General features: G+C 41.3%; 11 protein-coding genes. 9 read left to right on the top strand and 2 right to left on the bottom strand.

Features of this window, described 5'->3' with window-relative positions; all coding sequences use genetic code 11:
• Positions 1–184: 184 nt before the first annotated feature.
• On the bottom strand, positions 185–811 hold the full coding sequence (locus M23134_RS21355; protein WP_002699836.1) for a response regulator transcription factor: 627 nt from the start codon (positions 809–811) through the stop codon (positions 185–187).
• A gap of 614 nt (positions 812–1425) precedes the next feature.
• Between M23134_RS21355 and M23134_RS21360 the strand changes: the two genes are divergently transcribed.
• The 8 genes from M23134_RS21360 to M23134_RS21395 all read left to right on the top strand — a co-directional run bounded on the left by M23134_RS21360 (position 1426) and on the right by M23134_RS21395 (position 17712).
• On the top strand, positions 1426–2142 hold the full coding sequence (locus tag M23134_RS21360; protein ID WP_002699838.1) for a DUF3800 domain-containing protein: 717 nt from the start codon (positions 1426–1428) through the stop codon (positions 2140–2142).
• Between the two features lie 71 nt (positions 2143–2213).
• Positions 2214–3107, top strand: coding sequence for a response regulator (locus M23134_RS21365; RefSeq protein ID WP_045114059.1), 894 nt, complete (start codon positions 2214–2216; stop codon positions 3105–3107).
• Between the two features lie 421 nt (positions 3108–3528).
• On the top strand, positions 3529–7827 hold the full coding sequence (locus M23134_RS21370) for a T9SS type B sorting domain-containing protein (RefSeq protein WP_002699841.1): 4299 nt from the start codon (positions 3529–3531) through the stop codon (positions 7825–7827).
• Between the two features lie 302 nt (positions 7828–8129).
• The gene (locus tag M23134_RS38630; RefSeq protein ID WP_002699845.1) at positions 8130–9842 is read left to right on the top strand and encodes a PorP/SprF family type IX secretion system membrane protein; all 1713 of its coding nucleotides are present in this window, start codon (positions 8130–8132) and stop codon (positions 9840–9842) included.
• Positions 9843–9985: 143 nt separating this feature from the next.
• Positions 9986–12319: a tetratricopeptide repeat-containing sensor histidine kinase gene (locus M23134_RS21380; RefSeq protein ID WP_002699847.1), complete on the top strand. Its 2334-nt coding sequence runs from the start codon at positions 9986–9988 to the stop codon at positions 12317–12319.
• 351 nt (positions 12320–12670) lie between these two features.
• The gene (locus tag M23134_RS21385) at positions 12671–14884 is read left to right on the top strand and encodes a 7TM diverse intracellular signaling domain-containing protein (RefSeq protein ID WP_002699851.1); all 2214 of its coding nucleotides are present in this window, start codon (positions 12671–12673) and stop codon (positions 14882–14884) included.
• Positions 14885–15458: 574 nt separating this feature from the next.
• The gene (locus tag M23134_RS21390) at positions 15459–16169 is read left to right on the top strand and encodes a hypothetical protein (protein WP_002699858.1); all 711 of its coding nucleotides are present in this window, start codon (positions 15459–15461) and stop codon (positions 16167–16169) included.
• 34 nt (positions 16170–16203) lie between these two features.
• Positions 16204–17712, top strand: coding sequence for an FAD-binding oxidoreductase (locus M23134_RS21395; RefSeq protein WP_002699860.1), 1509 nt, complete (start codon positions 16204–16206; stop codon positions 17710–17712).
• 99 nt (positions 17713–17811) lie between these two features.
• Here M23134_RS21395 and M23134_RS21400 read toward each other — a convergent pair whose 3' ends face one another.
• Positions 17812–18525: a hypothetical protein gene (locus tag M23134_RS21400; protein WP_002699862.1), complete on the bottom strand. Its 714-nt coding sequence runs from the start codon at positions 18523–18525 to the stop codon at positions 17812–17814.
• Between the two features lie 116 nt (positions 18526–18641).
• Here M23134_RS21400 and M23134_RS21405 point away from each other — a divergent pair, with 116 nt between their 5' ends.
• The gene (locus tag M23134_RS21405) at positions 18642–19349 is read left to right on the top strand and encodes an endonuclease V (protein ID WP_002699864.1); all 708 of its coding nucleotides are present in this window, start codon (positions 18642–18644) and stop codon (positions 19347–19349) included.
• Positions 19350–19432 lie beyond the last annotated feature (83 nt).

The raw sequence follows: 19432 nt of genomic DNA on the forward strand, positions 1-19432 counted from the left end.
TTAAGATAATAAGGTCTTGTTTGGTTTTAGTGAGAAGTTGTTTTGTACTTCTCTCTAATTGTCTGTTACAAAGGTAGCAGATTTTATAATACCAGTAAATAGGTTGTTTTTGGGAAATGATATGGGGTAAATGATAGGGGTAATAGGTAAAACCCCTATTCAACAAGCAAAAACCCTCAAAAAACTATACCAGCTTATGTTCGAGGGCAAATCTTACGAGCTGTACGTTGTTTTTGAGATTCAATTTTTTCAGAATATTTGCCCGATGGTTGTCTACAGTTTTGGAGCTAATAAATAGTTTATCGGCTATCTCTTTGTTCGACAATCCTTCTACCAAAAAGTGTAGCACTTCTTTTTCACGGGCAGACAATTGAGGAATAGAGGGTTTATCGCCGTTGACAAAACTGTTGATAATGATTTGAGAAATGTCTTGGCTATAAAAGTTTCCTCCTTGATTGACCCTTTTGATTGCCTCTATTAATTCGTTTTCGAGCACATCCTTATGCAAAAACCCGTCAGCTTTGGCTTCCACTGCTTTCAATACATAAAACTCTTCTTTGTGCGAACTTAGCATAATTACCTTCAGGTCGGGATGCTTGCTTTTGGCTTTTTTAGTAAACTCTATACCATCCATTTCGGGCAGACTAATGTCGCATAATACCAAATCTGGTTTTACATGGTCTAATTGCTCCAGTGCTTCGGCCGCACTGCTAAAGTCTGATAAAATTTTAATCTCATCAAATCTGGATAAAATCTTTTTCAACCCAAGTCTTACAAGGGCGTGATCGTCAATAAGGTATAGTGTTATCATAATTCGTAAGTTGTGTTTTTTGATAAAAGTATAACAGGCTTCATAATTAGGGGGTTAGATATTGAACTTATTTTGTATCATTTTCTTGATTTTTATGGGGTTAACTTTGCTTTCCCTCAAAGGTGATAACCACGATAAGTTTGGATGATTTTAATACCACAACATGGTGTAAATTAAAACCATACTTACTAAAAGTTGGGAGATTGTTTGTTATGAACTCCCTTGTTGGAAACTAATATAGAATAGTTTAAAAAAAAATAATATATAAGGTTTAAGGTAAAAATGTGTGGCAATATTACAAAAATCCTATCAAATGAAATATTTGTTTGATTTTTATTACTCCTTACCCTTTTTAATAAGATATTACTGATCGATTTGTATGAGTATAAAAAAAGTTATAGGATTTATTAAGTAAAGCTACTCAATAAGAAGCATTTAAAACACAGATATGTTTCTTAAAAATAAAAAAAATGCAGTGAAACTCCATAAATTCAAAGGCAAATAATTTAAACAATAGCCTTTCTTAGTATTTTTGCCGTAAATTGCGGATTACTAATGTAGATATAATATATCAGACCAATGTAAGGTACTGTGTCTGAGTTGTTTTAGCGTTTATGACAGATTACTGGGCATTTTTAGATGAAAGCGGCAATAGTAATTTAAACTTTGACCGTAGTAAAACCTCTTCGCATTTTATAATTAATGCGATGATTATAAAATGTGAGGAGGTAGAAGAAGTAGAACAGGGGGTAAAAAAAATTATAAGTGAGATAAAACCTATCAGTGACGTAACCCCCAACCAAATGCCTTTATTTACTCCCCAAAGCCCTCAAAACATTCTTACTTCACTGGAAAACAACCACGATGCCCGCATTAATTTGTTACAAAAGTTGAGTGAGCTACCGTTTCTGATTCACTACATTGTGATTGACAAAAAAAAATTATCAAAAGAAGAGGTAAACCATTGGGTAAGGTTTTATAAGCTGCTCAATACTGTGGCAGATGAAGAGTTTTTTACCCGGTTTCCCCAATTAAAGCTGGTGGCTCCCCCCAGCAACCGTTCCAGTAAGTTTATCCCCAAGTTTGCCCGCTATATCAAAGGTAAGTATGTTCCTAACTTATTTTCAGACGCGCACTTTAGGTTTGTGCCTAAAGATGCAGGTTTGCTGGCGCAACTGGCTTTTTTTCTGACCGAAACCCTTGCCTATAGCTACGAAGAAAAACTCAAAACAGAGATTACCAAGTTGTTTGTACAAATGCTCAAACCCAAAGTAATCCAAAGCTTCTCTTATACGCCCGATTACAACCCTTTTGAAGATTTTCTGTTATAAAAAACTTTGTCAAGTATGAAATTAACCAGTTATTGCAGCCAAAAGATATTCACCCTAGCCCTGTTTTACCAATGCCTAAAAGTATCTTATTAGCTGACGATGACCCTAATACCCTGAAGGTCGTCATCCATTTTTTTAAGGAGTTTAAAAAAAACTACGAGGTATACCATGCACCCAACGGACAAATAGCTTGCAGCATAGCCATGCAAAAATGCCCCGACCTGATTATGATGGACTGGGACATGCCTATCATGAATGGCTTAGAAGCTACCACTTATCTTAAGGTTCAACCCGAAACCCAACATATACCTATAGTAATGATTACTGGGCAAATGCTCAAAGACCACCACTTAGAAAAGGCTTTTGAGGCAGGCGTGGTAGATTATATTCGTAAGCCGTTCAATTCTACAGAACTCATTGCCCGGATCAACTCGGCACTTACGCTTGCCGAATCTTTTAAGAGAAACTATGCCCAAAAGCTTGAGATAGAGGAAAAAAATCAGAGTTTAACCACTTTGTACAAAAAAGAAAAGGAGTTGTTAAAAACAATCATTGATCATAAAGCGAGGGAGTTGTCGGTGTTGGCAATGCAAATTTCACAAAAGAACGAATTACTCCACCAAGTGAAGTGCAGTTTAAAACAAGCCACCCACAAAGATGATATCATAGAAGCCATTAAAAGTATAGAAAAACATTTGAGCAAAGGGGATGACTGGAAGCTGTTCAGAACCCACTTTGAAAGTGTTCACCCTGATTTTTTTAAGGTACTGGGGCAACGGTATCCACAACTTAATGAAAATGAATTGAGGCTTTGTGCCTACGTAAAAATGCACTTAAGCAACAAAGAAATTGCCCACTTACTCAACCTCTCTGCCAAGGGAATGGAATCGGCACGTTACCGACTCAAGAAAAGGTTGAGGCTGAGGGCTTCGCAAGACCTTAATCAGTTTGTGGCAAATATTTAACACTTCCATATTCCCCTTTTTACTTTTTACTCTTTTTACCTAAAGGGTAGACAAAGCACATACCATGTCAGTTTTTAAACTCCTGTGTTTCAAAAGTTTATATTCAAAACCCTCTACAGTACAATTTTATGCAGGGGTTTTGAAGGGGTGCCCCCTCCCTAGAAAAAACACCATTCAATGAAGAACAATGGTTTACCATTGATTGTTCGAGTATTTCTACTTGAATAAGATCCGAAAAACATTTTAAATATAATTTTAGCCATAACACTTATAACAATACAAAGAGGGTATTATTGGGGTAATGATGTTTGTAAACATGAGTAGAGACTAATTACATTTGACCTGTACGAATTAGCAACACATAGAGAAGTGCACTAACAAAGAGCCACTTCCATTGTAATTAGAAAACTATATTTTATTTATGAAACAAACAGACAATTTTCAATTTAATCTAACCAGCTTAGCACCTAAGCATCCTATAGCCAAATATTGGTGGTTGAGGGCAATGTGTAGCTGGTTGGTTTGTTTTGGGCTCATGCTACCACAGGCACAGGCACAAAGCCCAGGGGGTGTTACTACAGCTTTTAACCTTTGGCTCAAAGCCAATATAGGAATAACGGCTACCAGTGGACAAGTAACTACTTGGGCAGATCAAGTAGGGACTTCTATCACTACACAGGCAACAGCTACAGCATCGGCAGACATTACCCTCAATGCCAGCGAAGCCAATTTTAATCCTACCATTAAGTTTACAGGAACTTCGGGTAAAGAGCTTGAGGGCTTTGCGTCGTCAGACTGGAGCACTGCAGCCTTGACTATGTTCATTGTTGCCAAAGACGAAGGCACTACCGAAAACATTGCAGGTTTGTTTGCCACTGGCGCTCCTGGACCAGGAGTGGTATGGGTTACGGGTGGTACTTACCAACTAGATGGTAATGGTTGTACCTCGGCAGCCACTGTAGGGGCTTTGGGGCAGTACCGCATCATTAGAGCAACTTACACCACGGCTAACAATACCAATGGTGGTACTATGTGGGTAGATGGTAAACAAACAGGTACTGGTATAAACTGTGGTACTGTAGGAGGCAATAGATTTGAAGTTGGTGGAAGAATTAATGGAAGTTTGCCTGACCGAGTTTTTAAGGGAGGCATAGCCGAGGTATTGGCGGCAAAGCAAAGCTTTACTACTGCCGAATTGCAACGTATAGAGTCTTACCTTGCCCTCAAATATGGCATTACTCTAGACCAGACCGCAGCCACTGATTACCTTGCCTCGGATGGCACCACCAAAATGTGGGATGCTGCTACCGGTGCTACCTTCAATAACGACATTGCGGGCATTGGTAGAGACGACGGGTCGGCTTTGAACCAAAAGCAGGCAAAAAGCGCCAGCCCTGATGCGATTATTAGCATGGGCTTGGGTACGATTGCTACTGACAATGCCAGCAACGCCAATGCTTTTGGAACCGATAAAACTTTCTTTTCGTGGGCAAACGACAACGCCGCTGCTGACATTACCAATGCTGCTACTAGTGGGCTGCCCTCTACGGCAATGAATGTACGCATGACACGAGTTTGGAAAGTACAAGAACCTCAAGCCGATGTGGGCAACCTTAGCATACAATTTAACTTGAAGGGCTTAAGCTATACTATAGATGCTAAAGAAAAAGCTTTCTTATTGATTAGTAGCAGTGCTACCGATTTTAGCGGAGCTACTGTTGTAAACGCGACGAGCTTTGCCAACGGTGTGGCTACCTTTGACAATGTAAACCTAAGCAATGGGCAGTTTATTACGTTGGGTGCACTAGTAACCGCACCAGGTGGGGTAACTGCCAATATTGCTTTGTGGGTAAAAGCTAATACTGGCGTAACTGCTACTGGTAACAATGTAAGCAGTTGGATAGACCAAACCAACAACAATAGTCTTACTTTGAACGGTGACCCTCAAACTGGAGCAACTGCCATGAACTTTAACAATGTACTGGATCTGGACGGAGAAGGCGATTTCTTTGTTGGAGATCGTGAAATCACTTTTACAGAGGCATTTGCGAGTGTGTCACACGATGGTCCTAAGGGACGAGTTCTTGGAGGAGATTTAACTCTTGGAGGTTGTGGTGCTTATTTCTTTGGTTCAGTAGCTCCCAAAATGTTCATTGGAGATGGAGATTTTAATTCTGATTATGTGAGTATTCCTTCAGTGACTGGGTTCAATATATTGAATGGTGAACTCAAAGGAGGCGCCAACACTGACAGCCGAATAGCGGTGAACGGATTGGATGGAACAGTAACTAACTTGCCTGCCGCCAATAACGGGCTGACTCCTTTTACCGCACGACCTGTGTTAGGAAGTTGTAACCTTCGAGTAGGAGATTTGAAGGGTAACCTGGGAGAAATCATCGTGTATAGCAGTGGGCTATCAGCCGCTGACCGTCAAAAAGTAAACAGTTATCTTGCCCTCAAATATGGAATTACCCTAGACCAAACCACCGCCACCGATTACCTTGCCTCTGATGGTACCACCAAGATGTGGGATGGTACAGTCTCAGTTGCTTATAAGAATAACATTGCAGGGATAGGGCGAGACGATGCTTCGGCGTTGAACCAAACCCAATCTAAGTCTATCAATAGTGGTAGTGTGGTAGCCATGGGGTTGGGTATAATTGCAGCAAGTAGTGCCAGCAACACCAATACCTTTGCTACTGACAAAATGTTTTTGGCTTGGTCTGACAATGGCGGTTCTACCGATTTTGCCAATGTAACCACTACCAACTTACCTGGGGAAGTAGACGCTTTGATGGCAAGAGTATGGAGGGTAGAAGAAAACAACGGCGATGTGGGCAATACCCAGGTCAAGGTTGATTTGAGCGGTTTAAACTTTCCTGGTGCTGCCAAAGAGAACTATGTATTTTTGGTAAGTGCTGATGGTGCCAATTTTAGCAGTGCTACCAAAATAAGGGCGGCAAGTTTTGCCTCCAATGTAGTTACTTTTGACAATATAAACCTTGCAGATGGTCAGTTTTTTACCGTTGGGTACATTTGTACTCCTATGCTGGCAGGCACCCTAAGTAGTGCTCAAATCATTTGTAGTGGCAACACGCCCAATCAGTTTACGTCGGTGGTGGATGCAAGTGGTGATGGTACCATTACTTATCAGTGGCAGTCGTCTACCGACAATGCTACCTGGGCAGATATTGCAGGAGCCACGAGTAAAGATTATCAGGCAGGTGCTTTGACGGCGGTTACTTACTTCCGTAGAGTGGCTACTTCATCAATTGCCTTTTGTGGGTCGGTCAATTCTGAGGTAATCAAGGTAGACATTACCAGCCAGGTGGCGCCAAGTGTGGCTATCAGCGCCAACGTTGCCGATGGCATTATTTGCGAGGGGACTTCTGTCACATTTACTGCCGCTACTACTACTGGGGGGACTTCGCCTACTTATCAATGGCAGGTAAACAATGCCAATGTGAGCGGAGAAACCAATGCGGCCTTTACCTCCACTACCTTGAAAAACGGTGATGTAGTGTCGGTGGTGATGACCAGTAGTTTGACTTGCGTGAGCAGTGCTACGGCCAACTCTAACACGTTGGCAATGGTGGTAAATCCTACCGCTACTCCAGCGGTGACTATCACGGGCGACAATACATTGTGTAGTGGTACTACGGTTACTTATACGGCCAACCCTTCGGCTGGGGGTACCAATCCTGCTTATCAGTGGAAACTGAACGGGGTTGATATTGCGGGAGCCACCAGTAGCACCTATACCAGCAACACACTGGCAAATGGCGATAAGTTATCGGTAATGATGACGTCAAGCCTGACTTGTTTGACAGATAAAACGGCTACTTCTGAGGAGTTAACCTTATCGGTAGGTACCACAACAGCGGCGGCAGTAACCGTAGGTTCAAATTTGCCCAACAATACCGCTTGTGGCAATGGTAACCTTGCCATATTTACGGCGTTTCCTTCGGCAGGGGGTAGCAACCCTACTTTTCAATGGAAGGTAAACAGTACTGATGTAACTGGCGAAACTAATCGTACTTTTGCCATAGGAACACTGAGCAGTGGCGACAAGGTGACGGTAGCGATGACCTCAAGTGCTACTTGTGTAACTAATAAAACAGCCACTGCGACTGAGGTTACTTTCAATATTGCCACCAAAGAGGTGCCAGCGGTAACTGTGGCGGCATCGGTTACTACCATTACCCAAGGGCAAAGTATTACGTTTACGGCTACTCCGGTAAACGGAGGAGCTACCCCAGCCTATCAATGGCAAGTAAACGGTACGGCTGTAGCAGGAGAAACCAATGCTACTTTTACCACTACTAGTTTGGCAGACCAAAACAAGGTAACGGTGGTAATGACCAGTGCTGCTACCTGTTTAACTACCCAACTGGCTATTTCTGAGGCTATTACTGTTACAGTAGTGCCTGAGTTGGTGCTGAACATGCCTAATTTGTTTACCCCCAACAGCGATGGCAATAATGATATGTTTTATGTGATTATGAATGCCGCTCCCGCAAGTGTTGATTTCAGAATTTTGAACGTACAAAACCAAACCTTGTACGAAACCAAAGACGTGAGCAATGCCCTCACTATTGGTTGGGATGGACGCTTTAATGGCAAACCACAGCCTAACGGTAGGTATGTGTGGTTTATTAAGTATAAGTCACTTGATGGCAAAGAAGTAAGAAAAAAAGGGTTCATCATTTTGGCAAGATAAATTGCAAATAAGTACCAAGGCAGAATTAAATATACCTAATGAGTAGGTGTAACAACCATATTATGAATGAGTTACCCTTACTTGTCGCTTATAGCTAATTACTTGCTGCTACTTACTGGGTGCCTGTTTTCAGGTATCCAGTCCATTTTCTTGACAAACAAACCTGAAGGCAAGGTTAGTTGGGCAGGATCATTTCAGGCAAACCACTGGTTTTTGCCTGGATGGGGACTTGTCGCTTGAAACTAATCACACTGAGATGCCTCACAAAACTTACTACTTATCACCAACACAATTGAACTCAAATGAAAAAGATACAAATATTTAGTTATATATATATACTGGGCATGTTGCTTAGTGTAGGGGTTGCCAAAGCGCAAAACCAACAGTACGCCCAGTTTCACCACAGCCCTTTGCTTACCAATCCGGCGATGGTGGCTTCAGACAACGACCTGAAAGCATTGTTTCATTACCGCCACGAAAACCTCAGCAATGGCTTCAGTTATTCTAATCCTATGTTGTCAGTGGTGTATCCGCTGATAACACAACAACTGGATGCCAACGGGCAGGTAACCGCCAAAAAACGTTGGGGAGGCGTTGGGCTGGGGCTAATGCAAGACCAGACTGCGGCCGGAAACGGGGGTGCTTTGCAAACCTTGGGGTTTTCGGGCACTTATGCCCACAACCTTCAGCTTGCCGACAATCATTTTATTAGTTTTGGGGCACAAGGTACTTATTACCGCAAAAGTCTTAATTCAAGTAATTTGACTACAGCAAGCCAAATCCTGAACACGGGCAACCAAGAGGCTTTGCTTGCCAACGATGGGGCAAATGGCTACTTTTCGTTAGGGTTAGGGGCAATGTGGTACCAGTCGAATGCTATAGGTGGAGTCAAAAACTACTTCAGTGTATCGGCAAACCACCTCAATCAGCCCAATTATAATTTTAGAGACATAGGCAACACAAACCGTTTGCCTTATGGTTGGGTGTTTTCGGGAGGTTATGAGGTTTGGAACAACGGTACTATCTCAATACAACCCAATTTTCGCTGGACTTATAACGAAAACGATAACCAGTTTAACATAGGGGCGTTGGGGCACTATGCGCTCAATAGCAACCACCACCTGGGAGCTGGAGTATGGGCTACCCGCAAGGCGTTTGTGGGGTCTATAGAGTATACTTACAAAAACTTGTTGATTGGTATTAGTTCGGACTTGTCTTATGTAAGTGAAAGTAGGGGCACCGTACCAGAAATTGTAATTGGCTACCGTAAAACCTTGGGTGGGCGCAAAAAGAAGAAAAAAGAACCGAAGAAGGTTGTACAGCAAAACACTGAAGAAACCATTACCAGCGAAACCCCTACGGCAAAGTATACCATCAAAATAGTAAAAGATGCCGCTGGGAATGTGATTAGCAGAGATACAATTAAAACTGAAAGTCTGACTACTGAAGAGTTAACCTCCAGCGAAACCCCTACGCATAGTTATAAAATCAAGTTGATTAAAGACAAGAATGGCAATGTAGTAAGAAGAGATACACTGGAGGCCAAAATGAAAGATAAGGATGGTGACGGAGTAGCTGATGTAAACGATAACTGTCCCGACGAAGCAGGAACTTTGGCTAATAAGGGTTGCCCTGAAACCATCAGTAAGGCAAAACTAAGTGACATACAAAAGGAACTTGCCCGACACGCCCATAGTTTGCACTTTGCCTCAGGCAAAACTACCATCAACGATGAGTCTATTCCAGACCTGAAGGCGATTCTTGCCATTATGAAAAAGTACCCCAAAAACAAGTTTAACATTGAGGGACACTCAGATAATGTAGGTAACGCTGCCAATAACTTGCGACTGTCGCAACAAAGGGCTAATAGTGTAAGACAGTACTTTGTAAACAATGGTATTGCTGCATCGCGATTGATAGCCAAGGGGTATGGACAAACCAGACCAGAAGTAAGCAATGCTACTGCCGCAGGACGCAAGAAAAACCGTCGTATTGAGGTGTTGGTAGTACAATAAACAGGTTATTTTTTAGCTATTGGTATCAATCAACTACCTGATATAAAGGAATGGTTGATTGCCAATATATCCCAAAGTAAAGGTAAACTGCCTGCAGGTGGTTGCCTTTACTTTTTACATTCAACAGCATTTTATTCATTGCCATGAAACATTTTCTATGCTTTTGCATTATATGTTTTTTACTGAGTTTTTCCGGAGCTGCTCAACATATTAGACTGGAAAGCAAAGAAGCATTGCAAACCAAGCTCAAAGCCCTGAACGATACTGATACATCTAAAGTAAGTATACTTTGCGCATTGGCACGCAAAACAAAAAATGATACCAGTAGCCTTAGTCTCGACTATGCCAAGCAAGCCTTGAAAACTGCAACATTGCAAAAGAGTAAGACAAAAAAGATTCAAGCATATATTCAGCTTATCAACACTTGTTTGTCCAAGAGAAAGCTCAAAGAAGCATACGAGTATAAAGATCAGGGAGAAAAAGTATTACAAGGAGTTGATGATGTTTACCAGAAAGCAATGTTTTGGGCGACTCTCCAGAAATTACATAGCCGTAACGGACCAATAAGCAACCCAAACAAGGGCATGGAATACGCCCAAAAAGCCTTGAAATTACTGGATTCTGTTGATGTAAATCATCCATTCAAAATTCAACTTTATAATAATATTACGATTTTCTTTGGTACAGTAAGCAAGCAAGATTTTTTTTACCTAAAAAAGGCAGTAGAAATTGGCAAAAAATATAAAGTACCTCCTGTAAGCTTGGCAAGAACCTATTTTTTGCTGGGAGGAGCCTATACCAACTTGTATATGGGAGGGGATTTAGAAAAGTCTTTTCGGTGCTTTAAGAAATCATTGAGTATCTGCGACCAATTGCTCACCAAGTACCCCAATCATCCCAAGCTTCTGGAAATTCAGGCAGATTCCTGGCATTTGTTAAGCCATGTATACACAGTGAGACAGTCTCCCAACCTGGACTCTGCTTTGTATTACTGTAGACAAGCAATCAATTTCCGCAAACAAATGCGTGACCCCATTATATTTGAAAGTTACCTGGCATTGGCAGCTATACAACAACAACAAGGTAAGCCAACAATGGCCCTGGAGACTCTACTGATGGCAAAAAAACTGACAGTTGACCCCAATTACCAATCGGCTGTTGATTTCAGATTATTTCAGCTTTATAAAAGTCGGAAGGATTATAAAACAGCCTTGTATTATGCCAACGAGAGCTTTAAAAGCCACGCCAAGCAAGTAACGCAAAGAATTGAATCGATAGACGAGGAATTATCAATTAAATATAAAACCGAACTTAAAGACAAGGAAATAGAAATAGCCAACGCCAAAAGCAAAGCTCAAGCAAAAGAAATTCAACAAAAAAATACGCTCAACCTGCTGTTTGCGCTGGGTGCCTTACTCATGTTGTTGTTTGTTCTGTATGCAGTGTATGTAAACCGTCGGACAAAAAAGCAAAACCAGCTTTTGAGTAATCAAAAAGAAGAAATAGCCACCCAAGCCGAAGAGCTACAGGTAGTCAATAATCGCTTGCTTGAACTGAGCCAGTTTAAGACCGACCTAAGCAGTATGTTGGTGCACGACCTCAAAAACCCACTCAATACCATCATAGGGTTGGCATCGGGCATGCTTATCACCAAAACCCAGCAAGCTACTATACATCAGGCAGGGAAAAGCATGCTCCACATCGTGAATAATATGCTGGATGTACACCGGTTAGAAGAGGCAGAGCTAGTGCCAGCTTTACAAAGTTGTGAGCTAAACCAGTTGGTAACTGAGGCTTTAGACAATGTACGCTTTGTGGCTCAACAAAAAGGTGTGGTGTTGCGACAAAACATGACTACTTCGTTATGGATAAAAGCAGATCCGGACTTAATGCTGAGGGTATTGATCAATCTACTCACCAATGCAGTCAAACACAGTACTGTGAACACTCAAGTATGGGTAAACGCCTCTAGTGTAGACCAACAGATGGTAGAGGTTTGTGTAAAAGATGAAGGGGTAGGCATACAACTGGAAAAGCAGCAAGTGATATTTGAAAAATTTAAAGGAGCCAATCCCATGTATGGCAAAGGAAGTACTGGTTTGGGGCTGGCTTTTGTAGCACTGGTAGCAAAAGCCCATGGGGGAAAAGTAAGTGTGCGTTCAGAAGAAAATAAAGGGGCTACGTTTTCGGTTGTAGTGCCAGTAGCCCCTGCTCAAGAGGTAGAGAAAATAGTTGGCAAACGTCTTAGACCAACTCCAATCACCCAAGGCAGGGCATTGCCCCCAATTGTACTTCAATGCAGGCAAAACCTGAAAAACACGGAAATATATGAGGCAAGCAAAATACTATCGATCTTACAAAAAATTGATGAGACGTCGCCTCGTGAAGCACAAATCTGGAAAGAACAAATAGCCCAGACAGTGTACAATTACAATGAAAAAAAATATCAGGAGCTTATCAAGTTAGCTAAAGAGTAGGTGTTTTGTCTCTTAATCGTCCCGTTGCCTGCTCCTCCAATTGCAGAGAGTAGTAAACCAACGATTGCCTGTAAGTACCCCACCATAAAGCAGGCACCAAGTGAACAGCTTATTTTGCCAGACAGCAGTTTACCAAAACTTCTTTGGCGATGTAGTTTAGTAATGGTTGAAAAATAAGATATCCATTTGGAGATAGAGATTTACCACTGAGGCGAGGCATTTTTTGCGTTCGTAGCAGCGCTACGAGCAATAAAAATAACGAAGTATCAGTAGTAAAGATCATTTCCTAAATCGAAAGATTATTTTTTGTCCATTACTTAAGACCAAATTTTTGTTATCTTGGCATAGTCAATGTTTGAATATACAAACCTGGTAAGCACTTGCCTGGAGATGAGTGTATGGAGACTAAAGGGATTAATAAAAATAAAGGTTTTGATCATGAAGAGGTTCAAAGTACTTTGTATAGCTTTATGGGTAGTAGTCCTGATTATAACAGAGAGTGTTCCTGCGCTGGCTCAAAAAACCTTGTACCTCGACGGAAGCGACAGAATCATTGATGTGACCCCTTATGTGGGCTTTTTTACTGATACTACTCACCAAATTACCCTTCAGAAAATACGAACCCCTGAGATACAAAAGCGCTTTAAGCTGAATAAGCAAAATAATGTCAATTATGGCTCAAACGGAGGCACTGTATGGTTTAAACTGGTACTACAAGGCAACCCTGGGCAATATGTGCTAGAGCTCACCAATACTTCGTTGCAAGACCTTAAGTTTTATACGCCTATACCCAATGGGCATTATCACGAAGCCAAACGGGGCACTTACGACGAGCGCGCAATCAAAGCTACCAGTTTGTTGTTTAAAGTAAGCTTGCTTGATAACGAACCTCACACTTTTTATATGCGTTGCCATAGTCAAAAGGTGTTAATGGCGCCTTTGTATATAGGTACTGCCGTTGCTTTTATAGAAAAAAACCACACCAAAGACCTGATGCATGGGATGTATTTTGGGCTCATGATCATCATGATTCTTTACAACTTATTTATTTATGTCAGTACCCGCGAGGTAGCTTATTTGTACTATGTATGTTATGTAGTCAGCCTTACCTTGCTCACTGCTACCATGGCAGGGCATTCGCAAGAGTTTTTGTGGCCCAACCACCCTACCCTGGATGAATACAATTTTTTGTTGCTGGTTTTGATCGGTTATTTCTCGATCTTATTTGCCAACCGTTTTTTGCATACCAAACGCTACGCACCCCGCCTCAGAACTGCTTCTTATTGGTTACACCCTTGTTTTACGGTGGTAGCGGTGATTAGCTTTTTTGACCTCAATATTGCGCTCAAACTAGGGCAAGTGTTTATTCTTATTACTTCTCTACTACTGATTGCAATGGGGGTAAAAGTAGCACTAAAAAAATATGCACCTGCCCGGCTTTACCTGCTGGGTTGGGGGAGTATATTTGTGACCTCTTCGGTAGCTTCGTTGAGCTATGCCAACCTGTTGCCAATCAATATAGACAATATTTTTTTTATAGAAATGGGCGCCACTGGCGAAGTTTTACTGTTTTCGCTGGCACTTGCCAACCGTCTCAATTTTTACCGCAAAGAGCAGGAACGCACCCAACAAGAAAATGAACGCCTTGTAAAAGAACAAAACGAACACCTTGAAAAGGAGGTAGAACGCCGCACCAGCGAAATAGAGCACCAAAAAGAAGAAATTATAGCCCAGGCTCAGGTGCTCGAAGAATCAATCCAACACCTGCACCTTGCCCACAATAATATTAAAAGCAGTATTCAATACGCCAAACGTATTCAGCTGGCGTTGTTACCCCCGCAAACAGTATTGACAAAACAAGGGCTGAACTTTTTCATATTGTATAAACCCCGTGACATTGTCAGTGGTGATTTTTACTGGTTTGCAGAGGTAGAAAAAGCCGGACGCAAGCAATTGATTATAGCGGTGGCAGATTGTACCGGACACGGGGTGCCAGGGGCTTTTATGACCATTATGGGCAATGATTTGCTCAACCAATTGGTAAAAGAGCGAGGGATGACTGACCCAGCCAAGATATTGTCGGCGTTGGATCATGGGGTAATGAACGCCCTGGGGATAACAAGTTACCCTACCAAGGGGCACAAAAAAAACCAAATTCAAGACGGTATGGATATGGCGCTGTGTCTGATTGATTTTGAGACCGAGAAAATTACCTTTGCTGGAGCCAAGCGTCCGTTGTATTTTTTTCACAAACATCAAATGCAGGTAATTAAGGGCAGCAAATACCCCATAGGCAGTACGCAATATGCCCAAAAAAGCTTTGAAAAACACTTCCTGACTTTTACCAAGGGTGATGCGTTATACATGTTGTCAGACGGCTATGTCGACCAATTTGGCGGGGAAAACAATACCAAGTTTATGGTCAAAAAATTCAAGAATTTACTGAAAGAAATAGAACATTTGACTATGCCTGCCCAAAAAGAATTTCTGGAACGTAGCCTGGAAGACTGGAAAGGTTTCGGTAAGCAAACTGATGACGTATTGGTTTTAGGGTTAAGGTTTTAACCTTGGTGAGTTGGTACACACCGCAAGTCAGCAATTGCTCCTCCCAAACAGTCTGCCCCCCAACAAAGAACAGGGAAAAGAACTTTACCTTCAAACGTTCTTTTCTCTTTTTTCATAAGTGATTCCTACTCTCTTACAACACGATGTTCCTTCTCTTTTTGCTCAACTTTAAATATTAATTTTCAAAGGCAATACAGGCTCACAAACCCGTACTCATCCCTGGAAGGCTTATAGGTTTGGTTTGCCAAATCCTGACAAAAAGCTCATCAAAAAACTTCCCAAACACAGACACTTCACACAGGTATTTAACCTGTCGCTTCAAAAAGCCTTGTTTAGATAGCATGTACATTTTGCTTTGTTGTAAAAATGCGACAACTTATTCAAAAAGTACAATTACCATGATGCAAAAGTATTATAAAAGGTACAAGCAAGTAATTATATATATCATTTCAAATACCTTTGTCACAGGATAATTGAGAGTTAATATATAAATCGGCTAAAACAGAAATTGAATTAGTGATCTTTCAGCATGCTAGATGTTCTTTATTTATTACAATACTGATTAATTTATTTAATGAAAACAAGCATAGAAGTAATCAAAACAAATTGTATTGCCCCTGACTCATCGCTTGAGCAAAGAATTTATCGTTTATTTTCTTTAACCGCAGATGAGAGGTTTAACCTTCATTATTTTAGAAAAACGTATGAAGGCTGTGATCAAATAGACATCTTGCTTATCAAAAATGAGCAAGGAGAAGATATAGGCTTTGGTTCATACTCTTACCGTAAAATCAAAGGCAAAAAAAATCTCTACGTGGCACGTCCTGCCATGGGCATTGATAAAAGTAAAAGAGGAAGTTCATTTCCTACTGGTCTTTACTCTAAACTCTTGATAGAGTTTAAACTCAAGCATTTTCTTTCAGAAGTAATCTTGCTTGGTATTACGCTCAACCCCCTTGTGTATAGTGGAGGCTGTCGTTATTGGAAAAAACTCTATCCCAGACCCAACCTGCGTTACAATAGCCACATGCAAGGTATTAGACAACTTGTAATAGACACCTACAACCTCAATATGATAAGTGAAAATATTGTATCATTGCCTTATGCACCCCGCCTTACCGAAGAGGATGTAGCAAGGTTTGATAAAGCGGCAAAAACCAATGAATACATACAAGAGTTTATGCGGCTAAACCCTCACTATCTCAATAGTGAAGGTTTGCTTACGCTCATTCCTGTCAACTTAAGTAACCTATGGAATGGTATGCTAAAAATGATCAAAAAGTAAGAACTTTTCTAAGCATACAAGTGCTTTACATCAAATGAACAGCGAGAAAACCATTTCTATTCAAGGCTTATTTGAAGAACCAGGCAAGGTATTGTCTGACAACGAAACCCTCGAAAACTATGCAGTAAGCCTTACAGGTACTACTGTATACCCTTGTTGTGTAGTGCTGCCTGACTCTATCAATGATTTGCAAAAATTATTGGTATGGGCAAAAAACACAGGGGCAGCGCTTTACCCTATATGCAAGGGTAAAAACTGGGGGTATGGAAGTGCTCAGGGCACCAAGCCAAACCAGGTAATTGTGGAATTGTCTAAAATGGACAATATTGTTGAGGTAAACGAGCAACTGGGCTATGTAACCATACAGCCTGGCGTTACCCAGGGGCAATTATCGGCTCACTTGGAACACACCGGGTCAAGGCTGCAAATGGATGTAACGGCTGGTCCGGTAACTTCAAGTGTATTGGCCAACTTTCTCGAAAGGGGTTTTGGGCATACCGACTATGGCAACCGATACAATAGCATCATCAGCCTTAAAGTATTACTACCCAACGGACAAATCGTGCAAACTGGTTTTGGCGCTTTTCAGCAAAAAAACCACGACAGGAATATATTTCGTCAAGGCGTTGGTCCTTGTCTCGATGGTATGTTCTTACAGTCTAACCTGGGCATAGTACTAGAGATGACTCTAGAGCTGATGCCCAAACCCGACCATTTTTGTATGTTTGCTGTGGCTACCAAACACGAAAGCGACTTGGGCAACCTGGTAGAGGTAATGAGGGAACTTCGCCTCAAAGGCATTGTAAATAGTGCGGTGCATATTACAAATAAGTCGCGGGCGTCGGGCAATGAAAAAGAAAATGTGACGGGTGCCTGGAGCCTTACCGGGTCGGTATCTAGTGAAAAAGGAGTTGCACACGCCCGCAAAAAAGCGGTAAAAAAAGCCTTTAAAAAAGGGGTAAAGGGGTGCAAAATACACTTTGTAACCGATGCTTTTCTAAACAGGTTGCACTGGATAGATAAAAACCTTAAAAAGTTGCCATTCCTGCATACATTTCAGTTTGTAGTGGGGCTACAAAAAGGGATTCCGAGCAATCGCCCCATTAGCATACTACTCAACAAGCCCAATGTAGATCATATCAAATATGCCAAAGATTTTGATGGGCGGTTTCGTTGGTTAAACGCTACTTGCAATGCTACACAAACTAATATAGAAAAGCTCTATGCTTTGGTTACTGCCTTGTGTGATAAGTACCACTACGAGCTTAAGGTAACTTTTACCTTTATTACTCCTCGTACTTTGGTAATGATTGCCAACACCGATTGTAGCGACGCTCCTGAGGAAGTGCAAAAAGCCGAAGCATTTTACAAAGAAGGAGCTAAAGCTTTGGTAGCACAAGGGTTTTATCCCTACCGTGGTGGCATAGGAGCTTTTGAAGGTTATAAAGAGGGTTTACAACCTGAGTATGTAGATTTGCTTGGTGCGTTAAAAACCAGCTTTGACCCTGAAAACATATTGGCACCAGGCAAGTACAATATGTAATTATTTTAGAGTATCTATACTAACCTTAAAAAATAAAGAGCCTTACTTTGCGAATGTTTAGCAAAGTAAGGCTCTTTTGTATATTCTGTCAAGTGGGCTTTATTCGCCCCCTTTTACTGTTTTCTTTTTCTCGACTTTTTTCTCTGTTTCTTGTGATTTGGATTTGGTCTTGTCAGTCACTTTAAACCCTTTAGGAAGCTTAAAAGCATCTTTAGGCACGTTGGTATCCACTTCCTGAGCAGTCATTTCTATGGCAGCTTTGCCACTGGGGTGCAACAATACCAAAGCCAGTATGACTTGGTTTTTCAGGTCTTTAAAACTCCCTTCCAGCAACATGCCTTTTACTTTATAAGGGTGGTCTTTTAAATTCCAATAATACTCATCGCTCAGCCACACCTCTACTTGTTTTTTGTCGCCACTGTAGAGCTCTATATGGTGGGTTTTGATCCCTGCTATAATTTTTACCTTGCCCGTTTTCTTAGCAGTTACCTTGCGGTCGCGGGTAGACTTTGCTCTTAAACTATTTTTGGTGATGGTTTCTTTTTTAGTATCAATACTATAAAACACGTTCTTTCCTGCTTCAAAGATAAATTCACTGTTTCTCATTCCTCCGTCTATATAATACCTGAACTTTTTGCCATCGCTGACCACTTCGGTGGTGGTTCCCAGAAAAAGCTTGGCTTGCTCTATTAGTTTTTCATCGCCCGAAAAAGTCGTTTTATAGGTAATCTTTCCTTTAAAAATTTGCTGTGCATGTAGCTGAGCCACACACAAAGCCAAGCCAATAATGGTTATAAAAATATTTTTTTTCATAAATTATATAAGTATTTGATTATTAGTTGATACGAAATACAAGCATTTTTGAACATAAAAAAAGTTTTTTATGTGAAATCAATCTATGCTTTTATACAAATACCTATTTTAGTAATATGAATGATATAGAAACTCAATGGGCAAACGAACAACGCTTGATGGCAGCTCAAGTACAAATACCCACGCTGGGGCAAGGATATCAGCCACAAGACAATGACGTAATCTTAGGTTTAGACATTCAATACGAGAGCGACAAAGCCTATATTGCCGGAGACTTGCAGCACTATAATGGCCACCATTTGGGTACCTACAGTGGTGTAACAGCGGTGATGGCTCCGTATGTACCAGGCTTTTTTTGTTTTCGCGAAGGCCCCCCATTATTTGCGCTGGTAAACCACTTGCTCAATGATGCTACATTGCCACGTCCTGATTTACTGGTGGTTGATGGGCACGGTATTGCACATCCACGTACTTTTGGTGTAGCTTGCTGGCTGGGAGTAAAAACTGGTTTGCCCACTATAGGTATAGCAAAAAAAAGCTTGTTAAAATTTTCGGGGCAAGTAGGCAACGAGCAAGGAAGTATACTTGATATTGCCCATAAAGGGCAAGTCGTAGGCTACGCCTTGCGTACTCAAACAGGTATAAAACCCGAATATGTAAGCCCTGGACATTTGGTAGCACTGGATACTGCCAAAACAGTGGCATTGAACCTAGTAAGCGAATACCGTATTCCTGATGTACTGCGAAGGGCTGACCAAATGGCACGCCTCCACAGCAAAGACGAACAAACTAATGATTGGATAAATGTAGGAACTTTGGGGTAGACAACCCGCAATATATTTGGAGATAGACCAACTCTTGGTGTAGTTTTGGCGTTTATTTTAACAAAACAAATTGCATCAGTTGT

The sequence above is a fragment of the Microscilla marina ATCC 23134 genome, assembly GCF_000169175.1.
GTDB lineage: Bacteria > Bacteroidota > Bacteroidia > Cytophagales > Microscillaceae > Microscilla > Microscilla marina.

Coding starts and splice junctions, on each gene's coding strand:
- M23134_RS21355 (WP_002699836.1), bottom strand. CDS start 811: ATGATAACACTATACCTTATTGACGATCACGCCCTTGTAAGACTTGGG.
- M23134_RS21360 (WP_002699838.1), top strand. CDS start 1,426: ATGACAGATTACTGGGCATTTTTAGATGAAAGCGGCAATAGTAATTTA.
- M23134_RS21365 (WP_045114059.1), top strand. CDS start 2,214: ATGCCTAAAAGTATCTTATTAGCTGACGATGACCCTAATACCCTGAAG.
- M23134_RS21370 (WP_002699841.1), top strand. CDS start 3,529: ATGAAACAAACAGACAATTTTCAATTTAATCTAACCAGCTTAGCACCT.
- M23134_RS38630 (WP_002699845.1), top strand. CDS start 8,130: ATGAAAAAGATACAAATATTTAGTTATATATATATACTGGGCATGTTG.
- M23134_RS21380 (WP_002699847.1), top strand. CDS start 9,986: ATGAAACATTTTCTATGCTTTTGCATTATATGTTTTTTACTGAGTTTT.
- M23134_RS21385 (WP_002699851.1), top strand. CDS start 12,671: ATGTTTGAATATACAAACCTGGTAAGCACTTGCCTGGAGATGAGTGTA.
- M23134_RS21390 (WP_002699858.1), top strand. CDS start 15,459: ATGAAAACAAGCATAGAAGTAATCAAAACAAATTGTATTGCCCCTGAC.
- M23134_RS21395 (WP_002699860.1), top strand. CDS start 16,204: ATGAACAGCGAGAAAACCATTTCTATTCAAGGCTTATTTGAAGAACCA.
- M23134_RS21400 (WP_002699862.1), bottom strand. CDS start 18,525: ATGAAAAAAAATATTTTTATAACCATTATTGGCTTGGCTTTGTGTGTG.
- M23134_RS21405 (WP_002699864.1), top strand. CDS start 18,642: ATGAATGATATAGAAACTCAATGGGCAAACGAACAACGCTTGATGGCA.